The organism is Pseudomonas sp. AP42, from assembly GCF_001728935.1.
GTDB lineage: Bacteria > Pseudomonadota > Gammaproteobacteria > Pseudomonadales > Pseudomonadaceae > Aquipseudomonas > Aquipseudomonas lactis.
This window is the reverse complement of sequence record NZ_LYSO01000018.1, coordinates 68659-87085: the sequence shown is the minus strand read 5'-3', so window position 1 is coordinate 87085 and position 18427 is coordinate 68659. Positions and strand designations below refer to the sequence as shown.

Below are 18427 nucleotides of genomic sequence, written 5' to 3'. Positions count from 1 at the left end.
ACCTAAACAACGGATATGTACCCGGTCCAACTGTGTTGACTGTTAGGCCGCCTTCGCGAGCAAGCCCGCTCCCACAGTAGGATCGTTGGGGTGTCAGGTAGATAGCCGCCGGTTGGCAGGCCGCCATCGCAGGCAAGCCAGCTCCCACATGGGCAAACCTCAGCCCCGCTGCGCCTCTGCCTCTTCATGGGCATGACGCAGCCGCTCACGGCTGTTGGTCAAATGCAGGCGCATGGCCGCACGTGCCGCATCCGAATCCTGGCGGGCAATCGCCTCATAGATTTCTTCGTGTTCGCGGCTCAAGCGGCTCATGTAGTGCTGTTGATCATCATGGGCCAGACGCGCCGAATTCAGGCGGGTACGCGGAATGATGCTGGTGCCCAGGTGGGTCATGATGTCGGTGAAGTAGCGGTTACCGGTAGACAGTGCAATTTCCAGATGAAAGGCAAAATCCGACGCCACCGCATCGCCAGCGTGGGCCGCACTTTCATTCAAGGCATCGAGGGCCGCACGCATGGCCGCCAACTGCTCATCGCTGCGACGCAAGGCCGCAAGGCCCGCAGACTCCACTTCCAGGCTGATACGCAACTCCAGAATCGCCAGCACATCACGCAAGGTCACCACGGTGGCCGGGTCTATGCGGAAACCGCTGGGGCTTGGCGTGTCCAGCACGAAGGTGCCGATACCGTGGCGAGTCTCGACCTGCCCTGCCGCCTGCAACCGCGAGATGGCTTCGCGCACCACCGTACGGCTGACGCCATGGGCGTCCATGATCGCCGACTCGGTGGGCAACTTGTCGCCGCGTTTGAGCTGGCCATCGCGGATCTGCTCGGACAACACCGTGACCAATTCCTGGGCAAGGCTGCGGCGCTTGCGGGGAAGACGTGGGGCGGCGCTGGCGTTTTCCATGATGAACCATCTTTCTCGACGAACTAAAGACCGCATCATAGCCCATGGTGGTTGTACGATCACCGTTCTGGCGCGACTTTCATCCATATCCTTCACGCAAAAAAAATGCCCCGACAGCTGTCGAGGCATTTTTCAGATGGGTCTGTAAGCGAAATCCGCCTACTTCACCACTTTCAAGCTTGGCCGACCGCTAGGGCGCGGCGGCTCGGCATCCGGTGGCGGTACATCATCACCGTCTTCGCCTTCGATCGTTTCGTCATCCTCTAAAGGCGACTCCAGATCGAACACCATGCCCTGGCCATTTTCCCGAGCGTAGATCCCGAGGATGGCACCGATGGGCACGAACAGCGTATGGGGCACACCGCCGAAACGCCCTTCGAAGCTCACCGCTTCGTTGTCCATGTGCAGGTGGCGCACGGCACTGGGCGATACGTTCAGCACAATTTGCCCGTCACTGGCAAAACCCTGGGGTACCTGAACCGCAGGAAATTCGGAATTGACCAGCATGTGCGGGGTGCAATCGTTGTCCACAATCCACTCATAGAGCGCGCGGACCAGGTAAGGTCGACTGGAGTTCATCAACGGCTCCTTAAGCCTTAGCGCATATCGCGTTCGGCGCCAGACAGACTCGCCTGGAAAGCCTCACGCGCAAACTGGCGCTCCATGTAATCAAGCAACGGCTTGGCCGGCCGTGGCAGTTCAATGCCCAGAATCGGCAAGCGCCAGAGTATGGGTAATAGGCAGCAATCCACCAAGCTTTGTTCCTCACTGAGGAAAAAAGGTTTATCGGCGAACAACGGCGAAACGCCGGTCAGGCTCTCGCGCAATTCCTTGCGCGCCTGCACACGAGCGGCTTCTTTGGAACGCGAATCCAGGATCACATCCACCAACCCGCACCAGTCACGCTGGATCCGATGGATCAGCAGGCGGCTGTTGGCACGCGCCACCGGGTACACCGGCAGCAAAGGCGGATGAGGGTAACGCTCATCCAGGTATTCCATCACCACGGTCGACTCCCACAACGCCAGGTCACGATCGACCAGGGTGGGCAAGCTGCCGTAAGGGTTCACTTCGATCAGCTTCGGCGGCTGACGGCCCGCCTCCACACTGATGATCTCGGCGCTGACACCCTTCTCTGCGAGCACGATGCGTACTCGGTGGGAATAGTGGTCGGCGGGGTCGGAGTAACAGGCCAACCGGTTGGTCACGCCCATGGCGGTCCTCCTCGCTTGTTGAAATTATCGAAAGCTCAAAAACGAGCGCGCCCAGAAAGCATCCCTGTAACGACCGGTTCAAACCGGCGCTACGTGTTCAGAGATGCCGCTGGGCGCGCAAGATTAACAGCAATTGCTTACGGTTGGATCAATGCACATCCTTCCAGTATTCACGCTTGAGCAAATAAGCGAATACGAAGAAGAAAGCCAGGTACAGCAAGACGTAGGTACCAATGCGCTGATGCTGCAGTTTGACCGGGTTGGCCGAGTAGGCCAGGAAGGTCACCAGGTTCTTGACCTTCTCGTCGAACTGCTCTTCGTTCAGCGTACCGGTCTTGGGCACGATGGTCAGTTGATCGCACGCTTCATGGGTCAGCGGCGTGCCGGTCAACGGATCATATTGCTTCTTGCCGTTTTCAACGACCTGAACCTGCTTGCATCCTACCACTTGGCGCCCCTGCAGGCCGACCAGAACGTTCGGCATGCCGACGTTCGGGAAGACTTTGTTGTTCACGCCATAGGGGCGCGCAGGGTCTTCGTAGAAGGACTTGAGGTAACCGTAGAGCCAGTCGGTACCGCGTACCCGGGCCACCAGGGTGAGGTCGGGCGGTGCGGCGCCGAACCAGGTCTTGGCGTCGGCCGGCTGCATGCCGATGTTCATGTGGTCGCCGATCTTGGCACCCGTGAACACCGCGTGGCTGAGCATCACTTCATGGGGAATGCCCAGGTCATCGGCAACGCGCTCATACCGTTGGAACTTGGCGCTGTGGCACCCCATGCAGTAGTTGGTGAATGTACGCAGCCCATCCTGCATGGCGGCTTTGTCAGACACATCGATATCGACTTTTTCCAACTCCGCGCCATGCTCGGCAGCGAAGGACAGTAGCGGCAGCGCCGCAAGCACGAATGCAACGAGTAATTTTTTCATCAGCCAGTCACCCTTTCCGGAACCGGTTTGGTCTTCTCGAGCCGGGTATAGAACGGCATCAGAATAAAGTAGGCGAAGTACAGGAAGGTGCAGACCTGCGACAGCAACGTCCGCTCAGGGGTAGGCGCCAATACGCCCAACACACCCAGGATCACGAACGAAATGCAAAACACCCACAGCCAGATCTTGCTCAGCCAGCCTTTGTAGCGCATCGACTTGACCGGGCTACGGTCGAGCCAAGGCAGCACGAACAGCACCGCGATGGCCGCGCCCATGGCGATCACGCCCATGAGTTTGTCGGGGATCGCGCGCAAGATCGCGTAGAACGGCGTGAAGTACCAGACCGGGGCAATGTGCTCAGGTGTCTTGAAGGCGTTGGCCTGTTCGAAGTTAGGCTTCTCCAGGAAATAACCACCCATCTCCGGGAAAAAGAACACGATCGAGCAGAACACAAACAGGAACACCACTACGCCGACAATGTCTTTCACGGTGTAGTACGGGTGGAACGGAATGCCATCCAGCGGGATGCCGTTCTCGTCCTTGTGCTTCTTGATGTCCACGCCATCCGGGTTGTTGGAACCCACTTCGTGCAGCGCCAGGATGTGCAGTACTACCAAGCCCAAGATCACGATCGGCAAGGCCACCACGTGCAAGGCGAAGAAGCGGTTCAGGGTGATGCCGGAGATCAGGTAGTCACCACGAATCCACTGGGTCAGGTCGTTGCCGATCACCGGGATTGCGCCGAACAGCGAGATGATCACCTGGGCCCCCCAGTACGACATCTGGCCCCAAGGCAGCAGGTAGCCCATGAACGCTTCGGCCATCAGCGCCAGATAGATCAACATGCCGAAGACCCACACCAGCTCACGAGGCTTCTGGTACGAGCCGTAGAGCAGGCCGCGGAACATGTGCAGGTAGACGACGATAAAGAACGCCGACGCGCCGGTGGAGTGCAGCAGGCGCAGGATCGAGCCGTACTCGACGTCACGCATGATGTATTCGACAGAAGCAAACGCTTCTTCCGCCGACGGCGTGTAGCTCATCGTCAACCACACGCCAGTGACGATCTGGTTGACCAGCACCAACAGGGCCAGGGAGCCGAAGAAGTAGAAGAAGTTGAAGTTTTTCGGCGCGTAATATTTGCTGAGATGGTCTTCCCACATTTTAGTGGCGGGGAAGCGCGCATCCACCCAATCCATGAACTTGCTCATCACGCGTTCTCCTTGTCGAGGCCAATGACAATGATGTCGTCAGATTCGTAATTGTGAGGAGGAACCGGCAGGTTCAGGGGCGCGGGCTGGGATTTGTAAACGCGGCCAGCGAGGTCATAGTGGGAACCGTGGCACGGGCAGAAATAACCGCCGACCCAGTCTTTGCCCAAGTCGACAGGCGCCACTTCCGGGCGGAAGGTAGGTGAGCAACCCAGGTGGGTACACAGACCAACCAGCAGCAGAATCTCTGGCTTGATCGAACGCGCTTCGTTCTTGGCGTAGGCGGGCTGGTCGGACTTTTCGGATGTCGGGTCAGATAACTGGCCTTCGATCTTCTTCAAATTCCCCAGGATTTCCTCGGTACGACGAACAATGAAAACCGGCTGGCCGCGCCATTCAGCAATCATCTGCTGGCCTGGCTCGATCTTGCTGACATTCACCTTCACCGGTGCACCTGCGGCTTTCGCCTTGGCACTGGGAAACCATGACCCCACGAACGGGACCGCAGCCCCCACCGCTCCTGCAGCACCCACCACGGATGTGGCTGCTACCAAGAAGCGACGCCGGCCTGCATTCACGCCGTCATTGCTCATTCAGTCCTCTCCCATCAGCTTTTTGGCCTGTTAAATCAGGCGTCTACTAAGTGTTGAATCTTTACTTATAAAAATTTTGACGGATGGTAATGAAAAGCCCCACGTATGACAAGGGAATTGCCCGGAGCTCCGCCTCCAGGCCTTGTAGTATAGGGGGTCTACGGATGTGGCAAGTTGTCACGGCGAAAAATGTGCATAAATCGCAGGCAATAAAAAACGCCCAGCTCCGTAAGGAGGCTGGGCGTTTTTGTGGAACGTAAAGCGAATTAACGCTTCGAGTACTGCGGACGCTTACGCGCTTTACGCAGACCGACTTTCTTACGTTCAACTTCACGAGCATCGCGAGTCACGAAGCCAGCTTTGCGCAGAGCGCCACGCAGGGTTTCGTCGTACTGCATCAGAGCGCGAGTGATACCGTGGCGGATTGCGCCAGCTTGACCACTTACACCGCCACCGATAACGGTGACGTAGATGTCGAACTTTTCAACGGTCTCGGTCAATTCCAGCGGCTGACGAACTACCATGCGGGCAGTTTCGCGACCGAAGAAGTTGTCCAGGGAGCGGTTGTTGATCGAGATGTTACCAGTGCCCGGACGCAGGAAAACGCGTGCGGTTGCGGTTTTGCGACGGCCAGTGCCGTAATTTTGAGTCGCCGACATAATGAACTATTCCGTTAAAACTTCAGTTCTTGGGGCTGCTGAGCAGCATGAGGGTGTACAGCGCCCGCATAGACTTTCAGCTTGCGAAACATATCGCGACCCAGTGGGCCCTTAGGCAGCATGCCTTTGACCGCGATTTCGATCGGGGCTTCAGGCTTCTTGGCAATCAGGCCTTCGAAGTTGGAAGACTTGATACCGCCTGGGAAACCGGAGTGACGGTAGTACATTTTGTCGCTTGCTTTGTTGCCGGTTACACGAACCTGCTCAGCGTTGATGATGACGATGTAGTCGCCGGTATCAACGTGCGGGGTGTATTCAGGCTTGTGCTTGCCACGCAGACGGCTGGCGACTTCAGTGGCCAGACGACCCAGGGTCTGACCAGCGGCGTCGACGACAAACCAGTCGCGCTGAACTGTTTCCGGTTTTGCAGTAAAAGTTGTCATTCTTTAATAGCCTCAGGGGCCGCCTGTAAATTTAGACGGCGGATCTTACTGAATAGTGCGTACTTTGACAAGGTCAAAGGCAGCCGGATACAGACGCTATCGGGGGCTCGGGTCGGCGCGTCCGTTCAACGGCAAGATTCTTCGGCAGGCGGCGCATCACTTCCACTGCAGAAAGAGGTGGGCAATTATGCAGATTGCGAAAAAAAATTCAACCTGCTTTTATGATTGTTTTCCCCCGAAGGAGTACCCGATGGATTACCGACAGCTGGGCCGCACCGATCTGAATGTCAGCGCGATCGCGTTGGGCACCATGACCTGGGGCGAGCAGAACAGCGAGGCAGAGGCCTTCGCGCAGATCGAACGGGCCAAGGCCGCGGGGATCAACTTCCTCGACACCGCAGAAATGTACCCGGTACCGCCCAAGGCCGACACCTACGCCACCACCGAACGCTACATTGGCAACTACTTCAAAAGCCGTGGCGACCGCGCCGACTGGGTGCTTGCCAGCAAGATCGCCGGCCCCGGCAACACCATCGACTATATCCGCGATGGCTACCTGCGCCACAACCGCAAGCACATCGGCGCAGCCCTCGACGCCAGCCTCAAGCGCCTGCAGACCGACTGGATCGACCTCTACCAACTGCACTGGCCGGAGCGCAGCACCAACTTCTTCGGCCAGTTGAGCTACAAGCACAAGGACGAAGACGACCTCACCCCACTGGAGGAAACGCTCGAAGCCCTGGACGAACAGGTGAAGGCCGGCAAGATCCGCCACATTGGCCTGTCCAACGAAACGCCGTGGGGCACCATGAAGTTCCTCGCCCTGGCCGAAGCCCGCGGCTGGCCGCGTGCAGTGTCGATCCAGAACCCCTACAACCTGCTCAACCGCAGCTTTGAAGTGGGCCTGGCGGAGGTTGCCATTCGTGAACAATGCGGCTTGCTGGCCTATTCGCCTTTGGCGTTCGGCATGCTCAGTGGCAAGTACGAGAATGGCGCACGCCCGGCCAAGGCGCGCCTGACCGAGTACAGCCGCTTCAGCCGTTACTTCAACCCGCAGTCGGAAGCGGCGTGCAGCCGCTATGTGGCTCTTGCGCGGGAACATGGCCTGGACCCGGCGCAGATGGCGCTGGCCTTTGTGACACAGCAGCCGTTTGTGACCAGCAATATTATTGGGGCCACGACGCTGGAGCAGCTGGATAGCAATATTGCCAGTGCCGATCTGAAATTGTCCAAAGAAGTGTTGGAAGGGATTGAGGCGATTCAGAAGGATCATCCAAACCCAGCACCTTGATTGATCCTTAGACCGCTATCGCAGGCAAGCCAGCTCCCACATTTTGATGTGTGAATACCGTCAAATGTGGGAGCTGGCTTGCCTGCGATGAGGCCATCAAGAGCACCAAACAATCAAAGTGCCCGCGCAATGATCTCCTTCATGATCTCATTGGTCCCCGCATAAATGCGCTGCACCCGCGCATCCGCCCAGGCCCGGGCAATCGGGTATTCCCACATGAACCCGTAACCGCCATGCAACTGCACGCACTCATCGAGCACCTTGCATTGCAGGTCTGTGGCCCAGTACTTGGCCATCGCTGCGGTAGGCACGTCCAGCTTGCCGTCCAGGTGCATAGCCATGCACTTGTCCACAAAAACACGGCCGATCTGAATCTCGGTAGCCATCTCCGCCAGCTTGAAGCGGGTGTTCTGGAAATCGGCAATCGCCTTGCCGAACGCCTTGCGCTCACGGGTGTAGTCCAGGGTCCACTGCAACGCCGCTTCGGCTGAGGACAGTGCGCCAATTGCAACAGTCAGGCGTTCTTGCGGCAGCTCCTGCATCAGGTAGGCAAAGCCCATGCCCGCCTGGCCCAGCAGGTTTTCCTTGGGCACGCGCACGTCCTGGAAGAACAGCTCCGAGGTGTCCTGGGCCTTCATGCCGACTTTCTCCAGGCGCTTGCCCTTGTCGAAGCCCGGCGTGTCGGCTTCCATCAGGAACAGGCTGGTGCCCTTGGCGCCGGCCTTGGGGTCGGTCTTGGCAACGACGATCACCAGATCGGCCAGGTAGCCATTGGTGATAAAGGTCTTGGAGCCGTTGATCACGTACTCATCACCGTCCAGCACCGCGGTGGTCTTGACCCCTTGCAAGTCGGAACCAGCGCCCGGCTCGGTCATGGCAATGGCCGTGACCATCTCCCCGGAGATCAATTTGGGCAGGTACTTGTGCTTCAGCGCTTCACTGCCGTAATGCAGGATGTACGGCGCGACGATATCCGAATGCAGGGAAAAGCCGATGCCGGTCAAACCCAGGCGGCTGACCTCTTCGATCACCACCGCGCTGTAGAGAAAATCCGCGCCCAGACCGCCATATTCCTCTGGCAGATGGGAACACAACATGCCCGCCTCCCCCGCCTGGTTCCACAGGTTACGGTCGATATAGCCCTGCTTTTCCCATTGCCCATGGAAGGGCACGGCGTGCTTTTCGAGGAAGGTGCGCACGCTCTCACGGAAGAGTTCGTGCTCCGAGCTGAACAAGGTTCTGGGGATCATGGGTCACCTGTGTGGATTGTCGGACAAGGACGAGCCCACAGAGCCTATGCCCCGAAGGCGTCACGGGACACTGGACACATGCGACAAAAAATAAGACGATCCAGCCGTCTGGTGACCACTTTCCCCTATAAGAATAAATGAAATTATGTCTAACCAAATCTCCACGCCGTTGCGGCGCGTCAGCATTTTGGCCATTGATCGGGTATTCGCTTCCACCCTCATGCAAGCCAAGGATTTCTTCCATCTCGCCAGCCTGCGCCATGGCAAACAGCAAGGCCTGGGCCTGACCCCAGGGTTCGAAACGCGCCTGGTCAGCCCCGACGGCCAGTCCGTGCGCAGCTTCAGCGATGTGATCATGCCGGTGGACGGCGGTCTCGAAGACGCCGACATCATCGTGCTGCCGGCCTTCTGGGACGACTTCGATGTGTTGTGCACCCGCTACCCCCAGGTGCTGCCGTGGCTGCGCGAACAACACGCCCGCGGGGCTGTGCTGTGCGGCGAGGCCACCGGGGTGTTCTGGCTGGCCGAAGCCGGGCTGCTCGATGGCAAGGAGGCGACCACCTACTGGCGCTTCTTCAATGCCTTCAGCGAGCGCTTCCCCAAGGTGCAGCTCAATCAGGACAAGCACCTCACAGACGCCGACAACCTGTATTGCGCCGGCGGCACCACCTCGGCCTGCGACCTTTATATTTACCTGATCGAACGCTTTTGCGGCGCCAACATCGCCCAGGCCGTGGCCCGCGACATTCTCTATGAGGTGCAGCGCAACTATTCACCGGGGCGGATCGGGTTTGGCGGGCAGAAGCTGCATCAGGATGTGATCATCCTGCAGATCCAGCATTGGCTTGAAGAGCACTTTGCCGACAAGTTCCGCTTTGAAGACGTCGCCCGGGAACACGGCATGAGCATCCGCAACTTCATGCGCCGCTTCCAGACCGCCACCGGTGACAAGCCGCTGCATTACCTGCAACGCCTGCGCATCGAGACCGCCAAGGGCCTGCTCTCGGGCAGCCGCAAGAGCATCAAGACCATCAGTTATGAGGTGGGTTACGACGATGCGAGTTTCTTTGCGCGGTTGTTCAGGCAGCACACGGAGTTGTCGCCCAACCAGTACAGGCAGCAATTCCAGCAAGCCGCCTGACCCAGGCTGAACGCGGTAAAAAAATGTGGGAGCGGGCTTGCTCGCGAATGCGGACTGTCAGTCGACTTATTCATCAGCTGACAGATCTCATTCGCGAGCAAGCCCGCTCCCACATTTGACTTATAGCGTGCTTAAGGCTTGTGCCCGCGCGACAGGAACTCGTGGGACTGCATTTCCAGCAGGCGGCTCAGGGTGCGCTGGAATTCGAAGTTCAAGCGGCCGCCGGTATAGAGGTCCTTGAGTTCGACTTCCGCCGAAATGATCAGCTTGACGTTACGGTCGTAGAACTCATCGACCATGTTGATAAACCGTCGCGCGATATCGTCGGTGGTCACGCCCATCTGCTCCACACCACTCAAGATCACGGCGTGGAAAATCTTGCCCAGCTCGATGTAATCGTTCTGGCTACGCGGCCCATCGCACAGTTGGCGGAAATCGAACCAGGCCACGTCATCGCAGGTGCGCAGCGCGATGATCTCGCGGTTCTCGATCATCAGCTTGTCGTTTTCCACCGCCTGGGTGCATTCCGGTGTCAGCGCACGGAAGCTTTTCTTCAGGCTTTCGTGTGCGGCTTCGTTGAGCGGGAAGTGGAACAGCTCGGCTTGCTCCAGGTGACGCAGGCGGTAGTCGACGCCGCTGTCGACGTTGACGATATCGGTGTTCTGCTTGATCAGCGCAATGGCCGGCAGGAAGCGCGCACGTTGCAGGCCATCCTTGTACAGGCCATCGGGCACGATGTTCGACGTGGCCACCAGGGTCACACCGTTTTTGAACAGTTCTTCCATCAGCGTGCCAAGGATCATGGCGTCGGTAATGTCGGAGACGAAGAACTCATCGAAGCAGATCACCCGGGCTTCTTGGGAGAAACGCTTGGCAATGATGGTCAGTGGGTTTTTCTCGCCCGGCAGGGTCTTCATCTCTTCGTGCACGCGCTTCATGAAGCGGTGGAAGTGCGTACGTACCTTTTCCTTGAACGGCAGCGCTTCAAAGAAGGTGTCTACCAGGTAAGTCTTGCCCCGGCCCACGCCGCCCCAGAAATACAGGCCCTTGACCGGCGTGTGGTCTTTTTTGCCAAACAGCTTGCTGAACATCCCTGGCTTGCTTTGCGACGCGGCCACGAGGTCCTCGTACAGGCGCTGCAAATGACGCACGGCATTTTCCTGAGCCGCGTCGTGGAAGAACTCGGGGCGTTTCAGATCAGCTTGATATCGTTCTAGGGGCGTCATAATTTCGTTAGCAAGGCAACAAAAACGGGCCGACACTGTAACGACGGCCCCGGATAATGGCAATCAACCCTTGGTCGGGTTAATCCTCGATTGGGGCTAACGCAGCGCGCAAGGCTTCGATGGCCGCGTCACGCGAAGCTTGGTCGGCGTACTCGGCGCTGTCAGCGACTGCGGCGCCATCCAGCCATACGCTGAAGCTCAAAGCCTCGGCGCGTACGTCCAGCGCATCACCACTTTGCAGTTGCTTGGTCACCGCGCCGGCCGCTTTGCCATCGGCAAAGTTGCGCGACAGCAGCAGTTGCTCGCCATCAGCGGCCAGCAGGCGGAAGCGGAAGCTGCCGTCAGCTTCACGGAAGCTCACAAACCGCGCAGCCTTTGCCGCTTTCTTCTTGGTAGCGACTGGCGCCGCCGCCTGGTTGACGAACGAACGCAGGCCCACCGCTTCACGCAGCTCGGCCAGGAACGGTGCCGCCACAGCGCGGGCCTTCTTGGCGCCGACCTGCAGCAGGTCTTCCATGTCCGATGGGCGCGACATCAGTTGGTGGTAACGCTCGCGCGCTTCGCCGAGCTGGCCGTCGAGCAGTTGGAACAGACGGTTCTTCGCCTCGCCCCAGCCCAGGCCTTCTAACAACTGGCCACGGAATTCGGCTTCCTGGGCCTTGGTCGCGAACGCCTGGTACAGGGTGAACAGGTGCGAATTGTCCGGGTCCTTGGCTTCGCCTGGGGCGCGCGAGTCGGTGACGATCCGCGAGATCGCGTCCTTCATGTCCTTGGCGCTGGTGAACAACGGGATGGTGTTGTCGTAGCTCTTGGACATCTTGCGGCCATCCAGGCCCGGCAAGGTGGCGACGCTTTCTTCGATCAGCGCTTCGGGCATGGTGAAGAATTCTTTACCGTTGCCGAACAGGTGGTTGAAGCGCTGGCCGATGTCGCGGGCCATTTCCACGTGCTGGATCTGGTCGCGGCCCACCGGCACCTTGTGCGCGTTGAACATCAGGATGTCCGCCGCCATCAGCACCGGGTAGCTGTACAGGCCCATGCTGATGCCCGCATCCGGGTCTTCACCGTTTTCGACGTTCTTGTCTACCGAGGCCTTGTAGGCATGGGCGCGGTTGAGCAGGCCCTTGGCGGCAACACAGGTGAGCAGCCAGGTCAGCTCCGGAATTTCCGGGATGTCCGACTGGCGGTAGAACGTTACCCGGTTCACATCCAGGCCGCCGGCCAGCCAGGTCGCGGCGATTTCCATACGCGAGCGCTGGATGCGCTGCGGATCATCGCATTTGATGAGGGCGTGGTAGTCGGCCAGGAAGTAGAAGGAGTCGGCATTCGCGTCTTCGCTGGCGAGGATCGCCGGGCGAATCGCACCGGCGTAGTTGCCCAGGTGCGGCGTGCCGGTGGTGGTGATGCCGGTGAGGATACGGGTACGGGTCGTCATGGGTGATCGCTTGTCATCAATTCGAAAGACGTGGCAGCACCAGATCCTTGAGATCGGTCAGCTTGCCATGAAAAAAGTGTCCGCATTCTGCCACTTTCAGCAGCTCATGGGGGCGTTTCAGGGCGGCGGACCAGGCGTAGACGAGTTGCGGGTCCACAACTTCATCGGTTTCCGGCTGGATCAGGGTCAACGGGCAGCCTTGGGGCAGCACGTCCGACTCGCCCAGGCGCATCACCGCCGCAGCCACCATGAACAGGTGTGCGAGCTTCTCGCCCTTGGCTTCCAGACGCCCGCCGAGACTGGCAGCCACGTAACCGCCGAAGGAAAAACCCAGCAAGGTGATCGGCAGGTCCGGGTGCTTTTCCCGCAACCAGGTGGCGGCCGCTTCAGCATCGTCAACTTCACCGCTGGCCATATCGTGAGTACCGGCACTGGCACCGACGCCCCGGTAATTGAAACGCAAAGTAATCAAACCCGCGTCGCGGGCGGTGCGTTGCAAGGTCGATACGACTTTATTGAGCATGGTCCCGCCCTGCACCGGGTTAGGGTGGCAAACCAGCGCCAGGCCACGTGGTTCGGGGTGATCCAGGTACAAGGCTTCCAATTGGCCCACCGGGCCATCGATCAAAACGGGGGTTTCACGCATGAGCAAGGATGAACTCCGTGACCTCTCAAGGGGTCGACTCGTCTAGCTAAAAGTCTGTGCATGGCATCATTGCGAGCTTAATCGCGGTATACAGCGCAGGTTTGAGCCGTTAACGTAAAGCAAAGCCGTTTATAGAGGAAGGACTCGTGGAACACTCGCTCTTAGTTTGGTTGTTGCCGACTCTTGCCCTGGTTGCCGGTGTCGCCATTGGTTTCCTGGTTGCCCGCCTGCTGCCGAATGCCGCGCCTAACCGCACGCAGCGTCAGCTGGATGACATTCAGGAACGTTTTGACAGTTATCAGAACGAGGTTGTTACCCACTTCAACAGCACCGCGACCCTGGTCAAGAAGCTCACCCAGAGCTACCAGGAAGTACAGGATCACCTCGCCGATGGCGCTAACCGCCTGGCCCTCGACGACATCACCCGCCAGCGCCTGCTGGCCGCGCTGCATTCCGATGCACCGCAAACCCCACGGGAACGCCTGACCCCGCCACGGGAAAACCAGGAGCCACCACGGGACTACGCGCCAAAAACGCCGAACGCTCCAGGCATGTTGGATGAGCATTACGGCTTGAAGAAGTAAGTCATCTTCGAGCAATAAAAAAGCCCGGCTGATCGATGATCAGCCGGGCTTTTTTGTTGGGTGCCTGAACCACCAGACAACCCCGTCCCCTGTGGGAGCTGGCTTGCCTGCGATAGCGGTGTGCCCGTTGACACACCTGCCTCAGACACTCCGCCATCGCGGGCAAGCCCGGCTCCCACATTGAGCGAGCAGGCACTCAAGTGGGTTGTTGTTCCTGCAACCGACCACCGTCAATGCGCACATGCCGACCATGGAAACGCTTGAGGCTGCTGCGGTGGCCGACGCTGACGATGCTCAACCCCGGCAATTGATCGATCAACGCCTGGTACAAGGTTGCCTCGTCTTCTTCATCCATCGCCGAGGTTGCCTCATCCATGTACAGCCATTGCGGTGCAAACAACAACGCACGGGCAAAGGCCAGGCGTTGTTGTTCGCCGGGCGAGAGCATGCGTTGCCAGTGGTTGGCTTCATCCAGGCGATTGACCAGATGGGGCAGGCGACAGGTTTCCAGCACCTGTGCATAACGTTCTGGTGCATAGACGCTGTCGTCCTGTGGATAACTCAACACGGCCTTGAGCGTACCAATCGGCAAATAAGGCTTTTGCGGCAGGAACAGGTAGCGCGTCGCCGGCAGGCGAATGCTGCCATGCCCGGCCGGCCACAGATGCCCCATCGCCCGCAGCAACGTGCTCTTGCCGCTGCCGGAACGCCCGCTGAGCATGACGCGCTGACCAGGCTCCACGGTCATGTCGGCGTCAGTGAGCAAATGGCGGCCATCGGCCAGGTCCATGCCCAGGTCTTTGATTACCAGGCGCTCGCCTTCAGGGCGCACGTCGATCGCCGGCGTGCGTTGCTCGTTGTCGCTCATGGCTTGCTGGAAACTCAGCAGACGGTCGCTGGTGGCGCGCCATGTCGCCAGCTCCGAATAGGCGTTGATAAACCAGCTGAAGTTCTCTTGTACGTTGCCGAACGCCGAGTTGATTTGCATCAGCTCGCCCAGCTCGATCTTGCCGGTGAAGTAGCGCGGCGCGGCGACGATAAACGGGAAGATGATTGCGATCTGGCTGTAGCCGGCGGTGAAAAAGGTCAGGCGCTTGGACACTTTCATGATGTCCCAGAAGTTCTGCCAGACCTTGCCGAAGCGCGAACTCAGGCGTTGCCTTTCATTCGGCTCGCCGTTGTACAAGGCGATACTTTCGGCATTCTCACGCACCCGCACCATGGAAAAACGCAGGTCCGCCTCAAAGCGTTGTTGCTGGTTGCTCAGGCCAATCAAGCGCCGGCCGATCAGGTGCGTCAGCCAACTGCCCACGGCGGCGTACAGCAACGCACACCAGAACATATAGCCGGGGATGGTGACGCCGAACACCTCGATGCTGCCCGAGACGCCCCACAGGATGATCGAGAATGACACCAGGCTGACCACGTTGCGCAGCAACCCCAGGCCCAGGCTCAAGGTGCCGGACGTGAAGTTGTTGAGGTCTTCGGAGATCCGCTGGTCCGGGTTGTCGGTGTAGCCGCCCTGCTCCAGCTGGTAGTAATTCTTGTGGGCGAGCCACCGGCTGAAGTGTTTTTCGGTGAGCCAGGCGCGCCAGCGGATCGTCAGCATCTGGGTCAGGTAAAGGCGGTACACCGCACCGAGTATCGCCACCGCCGCGATCCCGCCGAAATAGCCGATCAGTTGCCAGAAGGCCGCGGTGTCCTTCTTCTCCAAGGCGTTGTAGAAGTCCTTGTACCAGTGGTTGATCCACACGGAGATCGCCACGCTGAACAGCGACAGGCCAATCACTGCGGCCAGCAACAGCCAGGCCCTGCCCTTCTCTTCGCTGCGCCAATAGGGTGTGATCATGGCCCAGGTTCGGCGGAAGAATTGCCCACGCACCGCATCGTTGACCGCGCGGTATTCAGCGTTCTGATTCATCGTTCAGGCTCGGTAGGAAAAAAGTGACAGGCGTTTGAACCGATCATAGGTGATCGGTTCGTGCGTCCGTGCAGCCTGAAGCGGGTTGTTCAGTCGCCGTTCAGCGTCGCACCGGGCGCTTCTGCAGCTTGCGTTGCAGCGTGCGGCGGTGCATGCCCAGGGCGCGGGCGGTGGCCGAGATATTGCCTTCGTGTTCGGTCAACACACGCTGGATATGTTCCCACTGCAGGCGGTCTACCGACATCGGGTTTTCCGGCACCAGGGTGTCGAGGTCGGCATGCTCGGACAGCAAGGCGGCCAGCACGTCGTCGGCATCCGCCGGCTTGCACAGGTAATTGCAGGCGCCGCGTTTGATCGCCTCGACGGCGGTGGCGATGCTGGAGTAACCGGTGAGGATCACCACGCGCATTTCCGGGTCGAGTTCCAGCAGCTTGGGCAGCAGCACCAGGCCCGAGTCGCCGTCCATTTTCAGGTCCAGGGCAGCGTAGTCCGGCAGGTCGGCCTGGGCGATGGTCAGGCCCTCTTCGGCAGAGCCTGCGGTGCTGACGCGAAAACCGCGCCGGCTCATGGCGCGTGCCATCACGCGGGTAAAGGTCGCGTCGTCATCTACCAGCAACAGGTGCGGCAGTTCTTCGCCTTCGACTTGGATCTCGTCACTCATCGATATCTCCTCGTGCGACACGGGGCAGGCGCAGCTCGGTGAGCGTGCCACCTTCCTCATGACTATAGAGCTTCACTGAGCCGCCCGCGCGGGTCACGCTGGCCTTGCTCAAAAACAGGCCCAGGCCGAAGCCTTTGCCCTTGGTGGTAAAGAAGGGTTTGCCGATCTGCTCGGCAATGGCCAACGGCACGCCCGCGCCATGGTCACGAATGCTGATGGTGACGTTTTCGGCGTCCCAGTCCAACTGCACACCGAGGCCTTCAGGGCAGGCGTCGGCGGCATTGTTCAGCAAGTTGAGCAGCGCCTGGGTCAGGTCCGGCGGTGGCGCCATGCGCGGGACGCTGCCTTGGCCCAGCAGGTTGAAACGGTAACTGGCTTCCGGACGCATCAGGTGCCAGCGGTTGAGCGCCTCATCGAGCCACTGGGTGACGTCTTGCATTTCTACCGCCAGACGGCGATTGGCTTCGGCGGCGCGCACCAGTTGCTGGAGCGTCAGCTTGCACTGTTTGACCTGCTCCTGCAGTACGCTCAAATCGTCCTGCAGGGCCGGGTCGTGATGGTCCTGGGTCATTTCCTTGAGCAGCACGCTCATGGTCGCCAGCGGCGTGCCCAACTCATGGGCGGCGCCGGCAGCCTGGGTGGCAACGGCCAGCAACTGCTGGTCACGCAGGCCCTCTTCCCGGCGAATGGCGCGCAGTTCTTCCTGGCGGCGCAGTTCTTCGGCCATGCGTGCGGCGAAGAAGGTAATGACTGCCGCCGACAGGGCGAAGCTCAACCACATCCCGTAGATCTGCAGGTTTTCCCGGGCGATGGGGAATGTCTGCAAGGGGTAGAACTGCGCCAACAGCAAGGTGTACAGCGTCAGCGCGATGCCCGACAGCACCACCGAATAGCGCCACGGCAGGGTCACGGCGGCGATGGTCAAAGGCACCAGGTAGTAGGAGACAAAGGGGTTGGTGGAACCGCCGGAGAAGTACAGCAACACGCTGTGGATAAACAGGTCACAGGCCAGTTGCAGGGCGTACTCCAGCTCGGTCACAGGCCAGGTGGTACGCAATCGTATGGCGGTGAACACACACAATACGGTGGAAAAACCCAGGGTCACGGCCAGTTGCAGCCAGGGCAGCGGCAGCAGGTCGAACCAATAGGCAAGCCCGACGGAACCGGCCTGTGCGGCCAATACCAGGGTGCGAATGAACGTCAGGCGCCAAAGGTTCTGGCGAGTGGCGGAAGTCAGTTTTACGGCGGCGAGCATGAGCTCTCCCGGTGAGCGCTGCAGGCGGATCGGCACGAGTATAAACGAAGCAGACCTACTGGCACGGCGTGTGTGGCTCTTTGACGCAGGCCGGGCAAATGACCGTTCGTCGGCGCCCGCATCACTTGTAGGTAATGTGTAAACCCGAAGAACCCAGTGCCAACGTCTACAGTCTTACCGAGCACGACTATCTCAAGGAGCTTCCATGTCTCGTTTCATTCGCAGTGCAGCCATCATTACCCTCAGCGCCAGCGCCCTGGCCAGCCTGCCGGCCATGGCCGCCGATGCATTGCATTACAACCAGATCTCCCTGCGCGCCGAAGCCAGCCAAGAAGTGGCCCGCGACAAGATGATCGTCACCCTTTACACCGAATCGCAAAACGCCGACCCGGCCAAGCTCGCCGCCGAAATAACCACCACCCTGAACCAGGCCTTGGGCCAGGCGCGCGAAGTCAAAGGCGTGACCTTGCGCCAGGGCAGCCGCAACAGCTACCCGATCTACGACAGCAAGAACCAGAAGATCACCGGCTGGCGTGAACGCGCCGAGTTGCGCCTGGAAAGCGCGGACTTCCCGGCGCTGTCCAAACTCACCGGCGAGTTGTTGAACACCTTGAAAATGGACAGCATGGACTTCGCCATCGCCGACGCCACCCGCAAGGCCAGCGAAGATGCGCTGCTCAAAGACGCGGTGGCGGCGTTCAAGGCGCGCGCGCAACTGGCTACCGATGCACTCGGCGGCAAGGGCTACAAGATCGTCAACCTGAACTTCAACACCAATGGCTACCCGATGCCCTACGCCCGCAATGGCGGCATGATGATGAAGGCCGCCATGGCCGATTCAGCGCCGACGCCTGAAGTGGAAGCCGGCACCAGCCAGGTCACTATGAGTGCCGACGGCGTGATCGAAGTTTTACAGTAACTTTTTTAGACAGGACAGAGGCGCAGCCCCACGGGGCGTGCGCCTTTTTTTTGCGTTGGCGCCACGTCATATCCAGCAGCATATCTCGCAGGAATCAAGTGCCCGGCTTTCACGACTCATTACTGCCATAGCTACCAGGGA

The 18427-nt window shown here is 59.5% G+C and carries 19 protein-coding genes; 4 read left to right on the top strand and 15 right to left on the bottom strand.

All coding sequences use genetic code 11. The features are described from left to right. Positions 1 to 159: 159 nt before the first annotated feature. From A7K61_RS09880 to rplM, 8 genes are all read right to left on the bottom strand, one after another. On the bottom strand, positions 160 to 909 hold the full coding sequence (locus tag A7K61_RS09880; protein ID WP_003188534.1) for a FadR/GntR family transcriptional regulator: 750 nt from the start codon (positions 907 to 909) through the stop codon (positions 160 to 162). A 159-nt stretch (positions 910 to 1068) separates the two neighbouring features. Further along, on the bottom strand, positions 1069 to 1488 hold the full coding sequence (locus A7K61_RS09875; protein ID WP_003188531.1) for a ClpXP protease specificity-enhancing factor: 420 nt from the start codon (positions 1486 to 1488) through the stop codon (positions 1069 to 1071). 17 nt (positions 1489 to 1505) lie between these two features. After that, positions 1506 to 2123 (bottom strand): glutathione S-transferase N-terminal domain-containing protein, encoded by a 618-nt coding sequence (locus A7K61_RS09870; RefSeq protein WP_003188529.1) that lies wholly within the window; start codon positions 2121 to 2123, stop codon positions 1506 to 1508. A 148-nt stretch (positions 2124 to 2271) separates the two neighbouring features. Then, positions 2272 to 3051, bottom strand: coding sequence for a cytochrome c1 (locus tag A7K61_RS09865; RefSeq protein WP_044271591.1), 780 nt, complete (start codon positions 3049 to 3051; stop codon positions 2272 to 2274). After that, the gene (locus A7K61_RS09860; RefSeq protein WP_003188526.1) at positions 3051 to 4262 is read right to left on the bottom strand and encodes a cytochrome bc complex cytochrome b subunit; all 1212 of its coding nucleotides are present in this window, start codon (positions 4260 to 4262) and stop codon (positions 3051 to 3053) included. Before A7K61_RS09860 ends, A7K61_RS09865 begins: the two co-directional genes overlap by 1 nt. Continuing rightward, positions 4262 to 4855 carry a ubiquinol-cytochrome c reductase iron-sulfur subunit gene (gene petA, locus A7K61_RS09855; protein ID WP_003188524.1) on the bottom strand — a complete coding sequence of 198 codons (594 nt, stop codon included), beginning with the start codon at positions 4853 to 4855 and terminating at the stop codon, positions 4262 to 4264. Before petA ends, A7K61_RS09860 begins: the two co-directional genes overlap by 1 nt. 266 nt (positions 4856 to 5121) lie before the next feature. After that, positions 5122 to 5514 carry a 30S ribosomal protein S9 gene (gene rpsI / locus A7K61_RS09850; protein ID WP_002555064.1) on the bottom strand — a complete coding sequence of 131 codons (393 nt, stop codon included), beginning with the start codon at positions 5512 to 5514 and terminating at the stop codon, positions 5122 to 5124. A gap of 14 nt (positions 5515 to 5528) precedes the next feature. Beyond that, a complete protein-coding gene (gene rplM / locus A7K61_RS09845) occupies positions 5529 to 5957 on the bottom strand; it encodes a 50S ribosomal protein L13 (protein WP_003188508.1) in 429 nt (142 codons plus the stop codon). A 250-nt stretch (positions 5958 to 6207) separates the two neighbouring features. Here rplM and A7K61_RS09840 point away from each other — a divergent pair, with 250 nt between their 5' ends. Continuing rightward, positions 6208 to 7248, top strand: coding sequence for an NADP(H)-dependent aldo-keto reductase (locus A7K61_RS09840; RefSeq protein WP_044271587.1), 1041 nt, complete (start codon positions 6208 to 6210; stop codon positions 7246 to 7248). Positions 7249 to 7361: 113 nt separating this feature from the next. On the opposite strand, the gene A7K61_RS09835 is transcribed toward A7K61_RS09840, so the two are convergent. After that, on the bottom strand, positions 7362 to 8498 hold the full coding sequence (locus A7K61_RS09835; protein ID WP_069557494.1) for an acyl-CoA dehydrogenase family protein: 1137 nt from the start codon (positions 8496 to 8498) through the stop codon (positions 7362 to 7364). A 220-nt stretch (positions 8499 to 8718) separates the two neighbouring features. Between A7K61_RS09835 and A7K61_RS09830 the strand changes: the two genes are divergently transcribed. Continuing rightward, complete coding sequence (locus A7K61_RS09830; RefSeq protein WP_169855855.1) at positions 8719 to 9639, top strand: GlxA family transcriptional regulator; 921 nt, start codon at positions 8719 to 8721, stop codon at positions 9637 to 9639. Between the two features lie 131 nt (positions 9640 to 9770). On the opposite strand, the gene zapE is transcribed toward A7K61_RS09830, so the two are convergent. The 3 genes from zapE to A7K61_RS09815 all read right to left on the bottom strand — a co-directional run bounded on the left by zapE (position 9771) and on the right by A7K61_RS09815 (position 12946). Then, on the bottom strand, positions 9771 to 10865 hold the full coding sequence (gene zapE, locus A7K61_RS09825; protein WP_032893582.1) for a cell division protein ZapE: 1095 nt from the start codon (positions 10863 to 10865) through the stop codon (positions 9771 to 9773). A 79-nt stretch (positions 10866 to 10944) separates the two neighbouring features. After that, positions 10945 to 12300: a tryptophan--tRNA ligase gene (locus A7K61_RS09820; RefSeq protein WP_032893583.1), complete on the bottom strand. Its 1356-nt coding sequence runs from the start codon at positions 12298 to 12300 to the stop codon at positions 10945 to 10947. Positions 12301 to 12316: 16 nt separating this feature from the next. Next, positions 12317 to 12946: an alpha/beta hydrolase gene (locus tag A7K61_RS09815; RefSeq protein WP_003188497.1), complete on the bottom strand. Its 630-nt coding sequence runs from the start codon at positions 12944 to 12946 to the stop codon at positions 12317 to 12319. A 146-nt stretch (positions 12947 to 13092) separates the two neighbouring features. On the opposite strand from A7K61_RS09815, the gene A7K61_RS09810 reads away from it, so the two are divergent. After that, the gene (locus A7K61_RS09810; protein WP_003171734.1) at positions 13093 to 13530 is read left to right on the top strand and encodes a YhcB family protein; all 438 of its coding nucleotides are present in this window, start codon (positions 13093 to 13095) and stop codon (positions 13528 to 13530) included. A gap of 196 nt (positions 13531 to 13726) precedes the next feature. Here the strand turns inward: A7K61_RS09810 and A7K61_RS09805 are convergent, their stop codons facing one another. From A7K61_RS09805 to A7K61_RS09795, 3 genes are all read right to left on the bottom strand, one after another. Continuing rightward, positions 13727 to 15451, bottom strand: coding sequence for an ABC transporter ATP-binding protein/permease (locus tag A7K61_RS09805; RefSeq protein ID WP_069557493.1), 1725 nt, complete (start codon positions 15449 to 15451; stop codon positions 13727 to 13729). A 100-nt stretch (positions 15452 to 15551) separates the two neighbouring features. Next, positions 15552 to 16112 carry a response regulator transcription factor gene (locus A7K61_RS09800; protein WP_003171731.1) on the bottom strand — a complete coding sequence of 187 codons (561 nt, stop codon included), beginning with the start codon at positions 16110 to 16112 and terminating at the stop codon, positions 15552 to 15554. Then, on the bottom strand, positions 16105 to 17367 hold the full coding sequence (locus tag A7K61_RS09795; protein WP_003188495.1) for an ATP-binding protein: 1263 nt from the start codon (positions 17365 to 17367) through the stop codon (positions 16105 to 16107). Before A7K61_RS09795 ends, A7K61_RS09800 begins: the two co-directional genes overlap by 8 nt. Before the next feature lie 205 nt (positions 17368 to 17572). Here A7K61_RS09795 and A7K61_RS09790 point away from each other — a divergent pair, with 205 nt between their 5' ends. After that, a complete protein-coding gene (locus A7K61_RS09790) occupies positions 17573 to 18286 on the top strand; it encodes an SIMPL domain-containing protein (protein ID WP_032893587.1) in 714 nt (237 codons plus the stop codon). Positions 18287 to 18427 lie beyond the last annotated feature (141 nt).

Excerpts from the sequence above, each read along its gene's own strand:
- A7K61_RS09880 (WP_003188534.1), bottom strand. The coding sequence starts at position 909 with ATGGAAAACGCCAGCGCCGCCCCACGTCTTCCCCGCAAGCGCCGCAGC.
- A7K61_RS09875 (WP_003188531.1), bottom strand. The coding sequence starts at position 1,488 with ATGAACTCCAGTCGACCTTACCTGGTCCGCGCGCTCTATGAGTGGATT.
- A7K61_RS09870 (WP_003188529.1), bottom strand. The coding sequence starts at position 2,123 with ATGGGCGTGACCAACCGGTTGGCCTGTTACTCCGACCCCGCCGACCAC.
- A7K61_RS09865 (WP_044271591.1), bottom strand. The coding sequence starts at position 3,051 with ATGAAAAAATTACTCGTTGCATTCGTGCTTGCGGCGCTGCCGCTACTG.
- A7K61_RS09860 (WP_003188526.1), bottom strand. The coding sequence starts at position 4,262 with ATGAGCAAGTTCATGGATTGGGTGGATGCGCGCTTCCCCGCCACTAAA.
- petA (WP_003188524.1), bottom strand. The coding sequence starts at position 4,855 with ATGAGCAATGACGGCGTGAATGCAGGCCGGCGTCGCTTCTTGGTAGCA.
- rpsI (WP_002555064.1), bottom strand. The coding sequence starts at position 5,514 with ATGTCGGCGACTCAAAATTACGGCACTGGCCGTCGCAAAACCGCAACC.
- rplM (WP_003188508.1), bottom strand. The coding sequence starts at position 5,957 with ATGACAACTTTTACTGCAAAACCGGAAACAGTTCAGCGCGACTGGTTT.
- A7K61_RS09840 (WP_044271587.1), top strand. The coding sequence starts at position 6,208 with ATGGATTACCGACAGCTGGGCCGCACCGATCTGAATGTCAGCGCGATC.
- A7K61_RS09835 (WP_069557494.1), bottom strand. The coding sequence starts at position 8,498 with ATGATCCCCAGAACCTTGTTCAGCTCGGAGCACGAACTCTTCCGTGAG.
- A7K61_RS09830 (WP_169855855.1), top strand. The coding sequence starts at position 8,719 with ATGCAAGCCAAGGATTTCTTCCATCTCGCCAGCCTGCGCCATGGCAAA.
- zapE (WP_032893582.1), bottom strand. The coding sequence starts at position 10,865 with ATGACGCCCCTAGAACGATATCAAGCTGATCTGAAACGCCCCGAGTTC.
- A7K61_RS09820 (WP_032893583.1), bottom strand. The coding sequence starts at position 12,300 with ATGACGACCCGTACCCGTATCCTCACCGGCATCACCACCACCGGCACG.
- A7K61_RS09815 (WP_003188497.1), bottom strand. The coding sequence starts at position 12,946 with ATGCGTGAAACCCCCGTTTTGATCGATGGCCCGGTGGGCCAATTGGAA.
- A7K61_RS09805 (WP_069557493.1), bottom strand. The coding sequence starts at position 15,451 with ATGAATCAGAACGCTGAATACCGCGCGGTCAACGATGCGGTGCGTGGG.
- A7K61_RS09800 (WP_003171731.1), bottom strand. The coding sequence starts at position 16,112 with ATGAGTGACGAGATCCAAGTCGAAGGCGAAGAACTGCCGCACCTGTTG.
- A7K61_RS09795 (WP_003188495.1), bottom strand. The coding sequence starts at position 17,367 with ATGCTCGCCGCCGTAAAACTGACTTCCGCCACTCGCCAGAACCTTTGG.
- A7K61_RS09790 (WP_032893587.1), top strand. The coding sequence starts at position 17,573 with ATGTCTCGTTTCATTCGCAGTGCAGCCATCATTACCCTCAGCGCCAGC.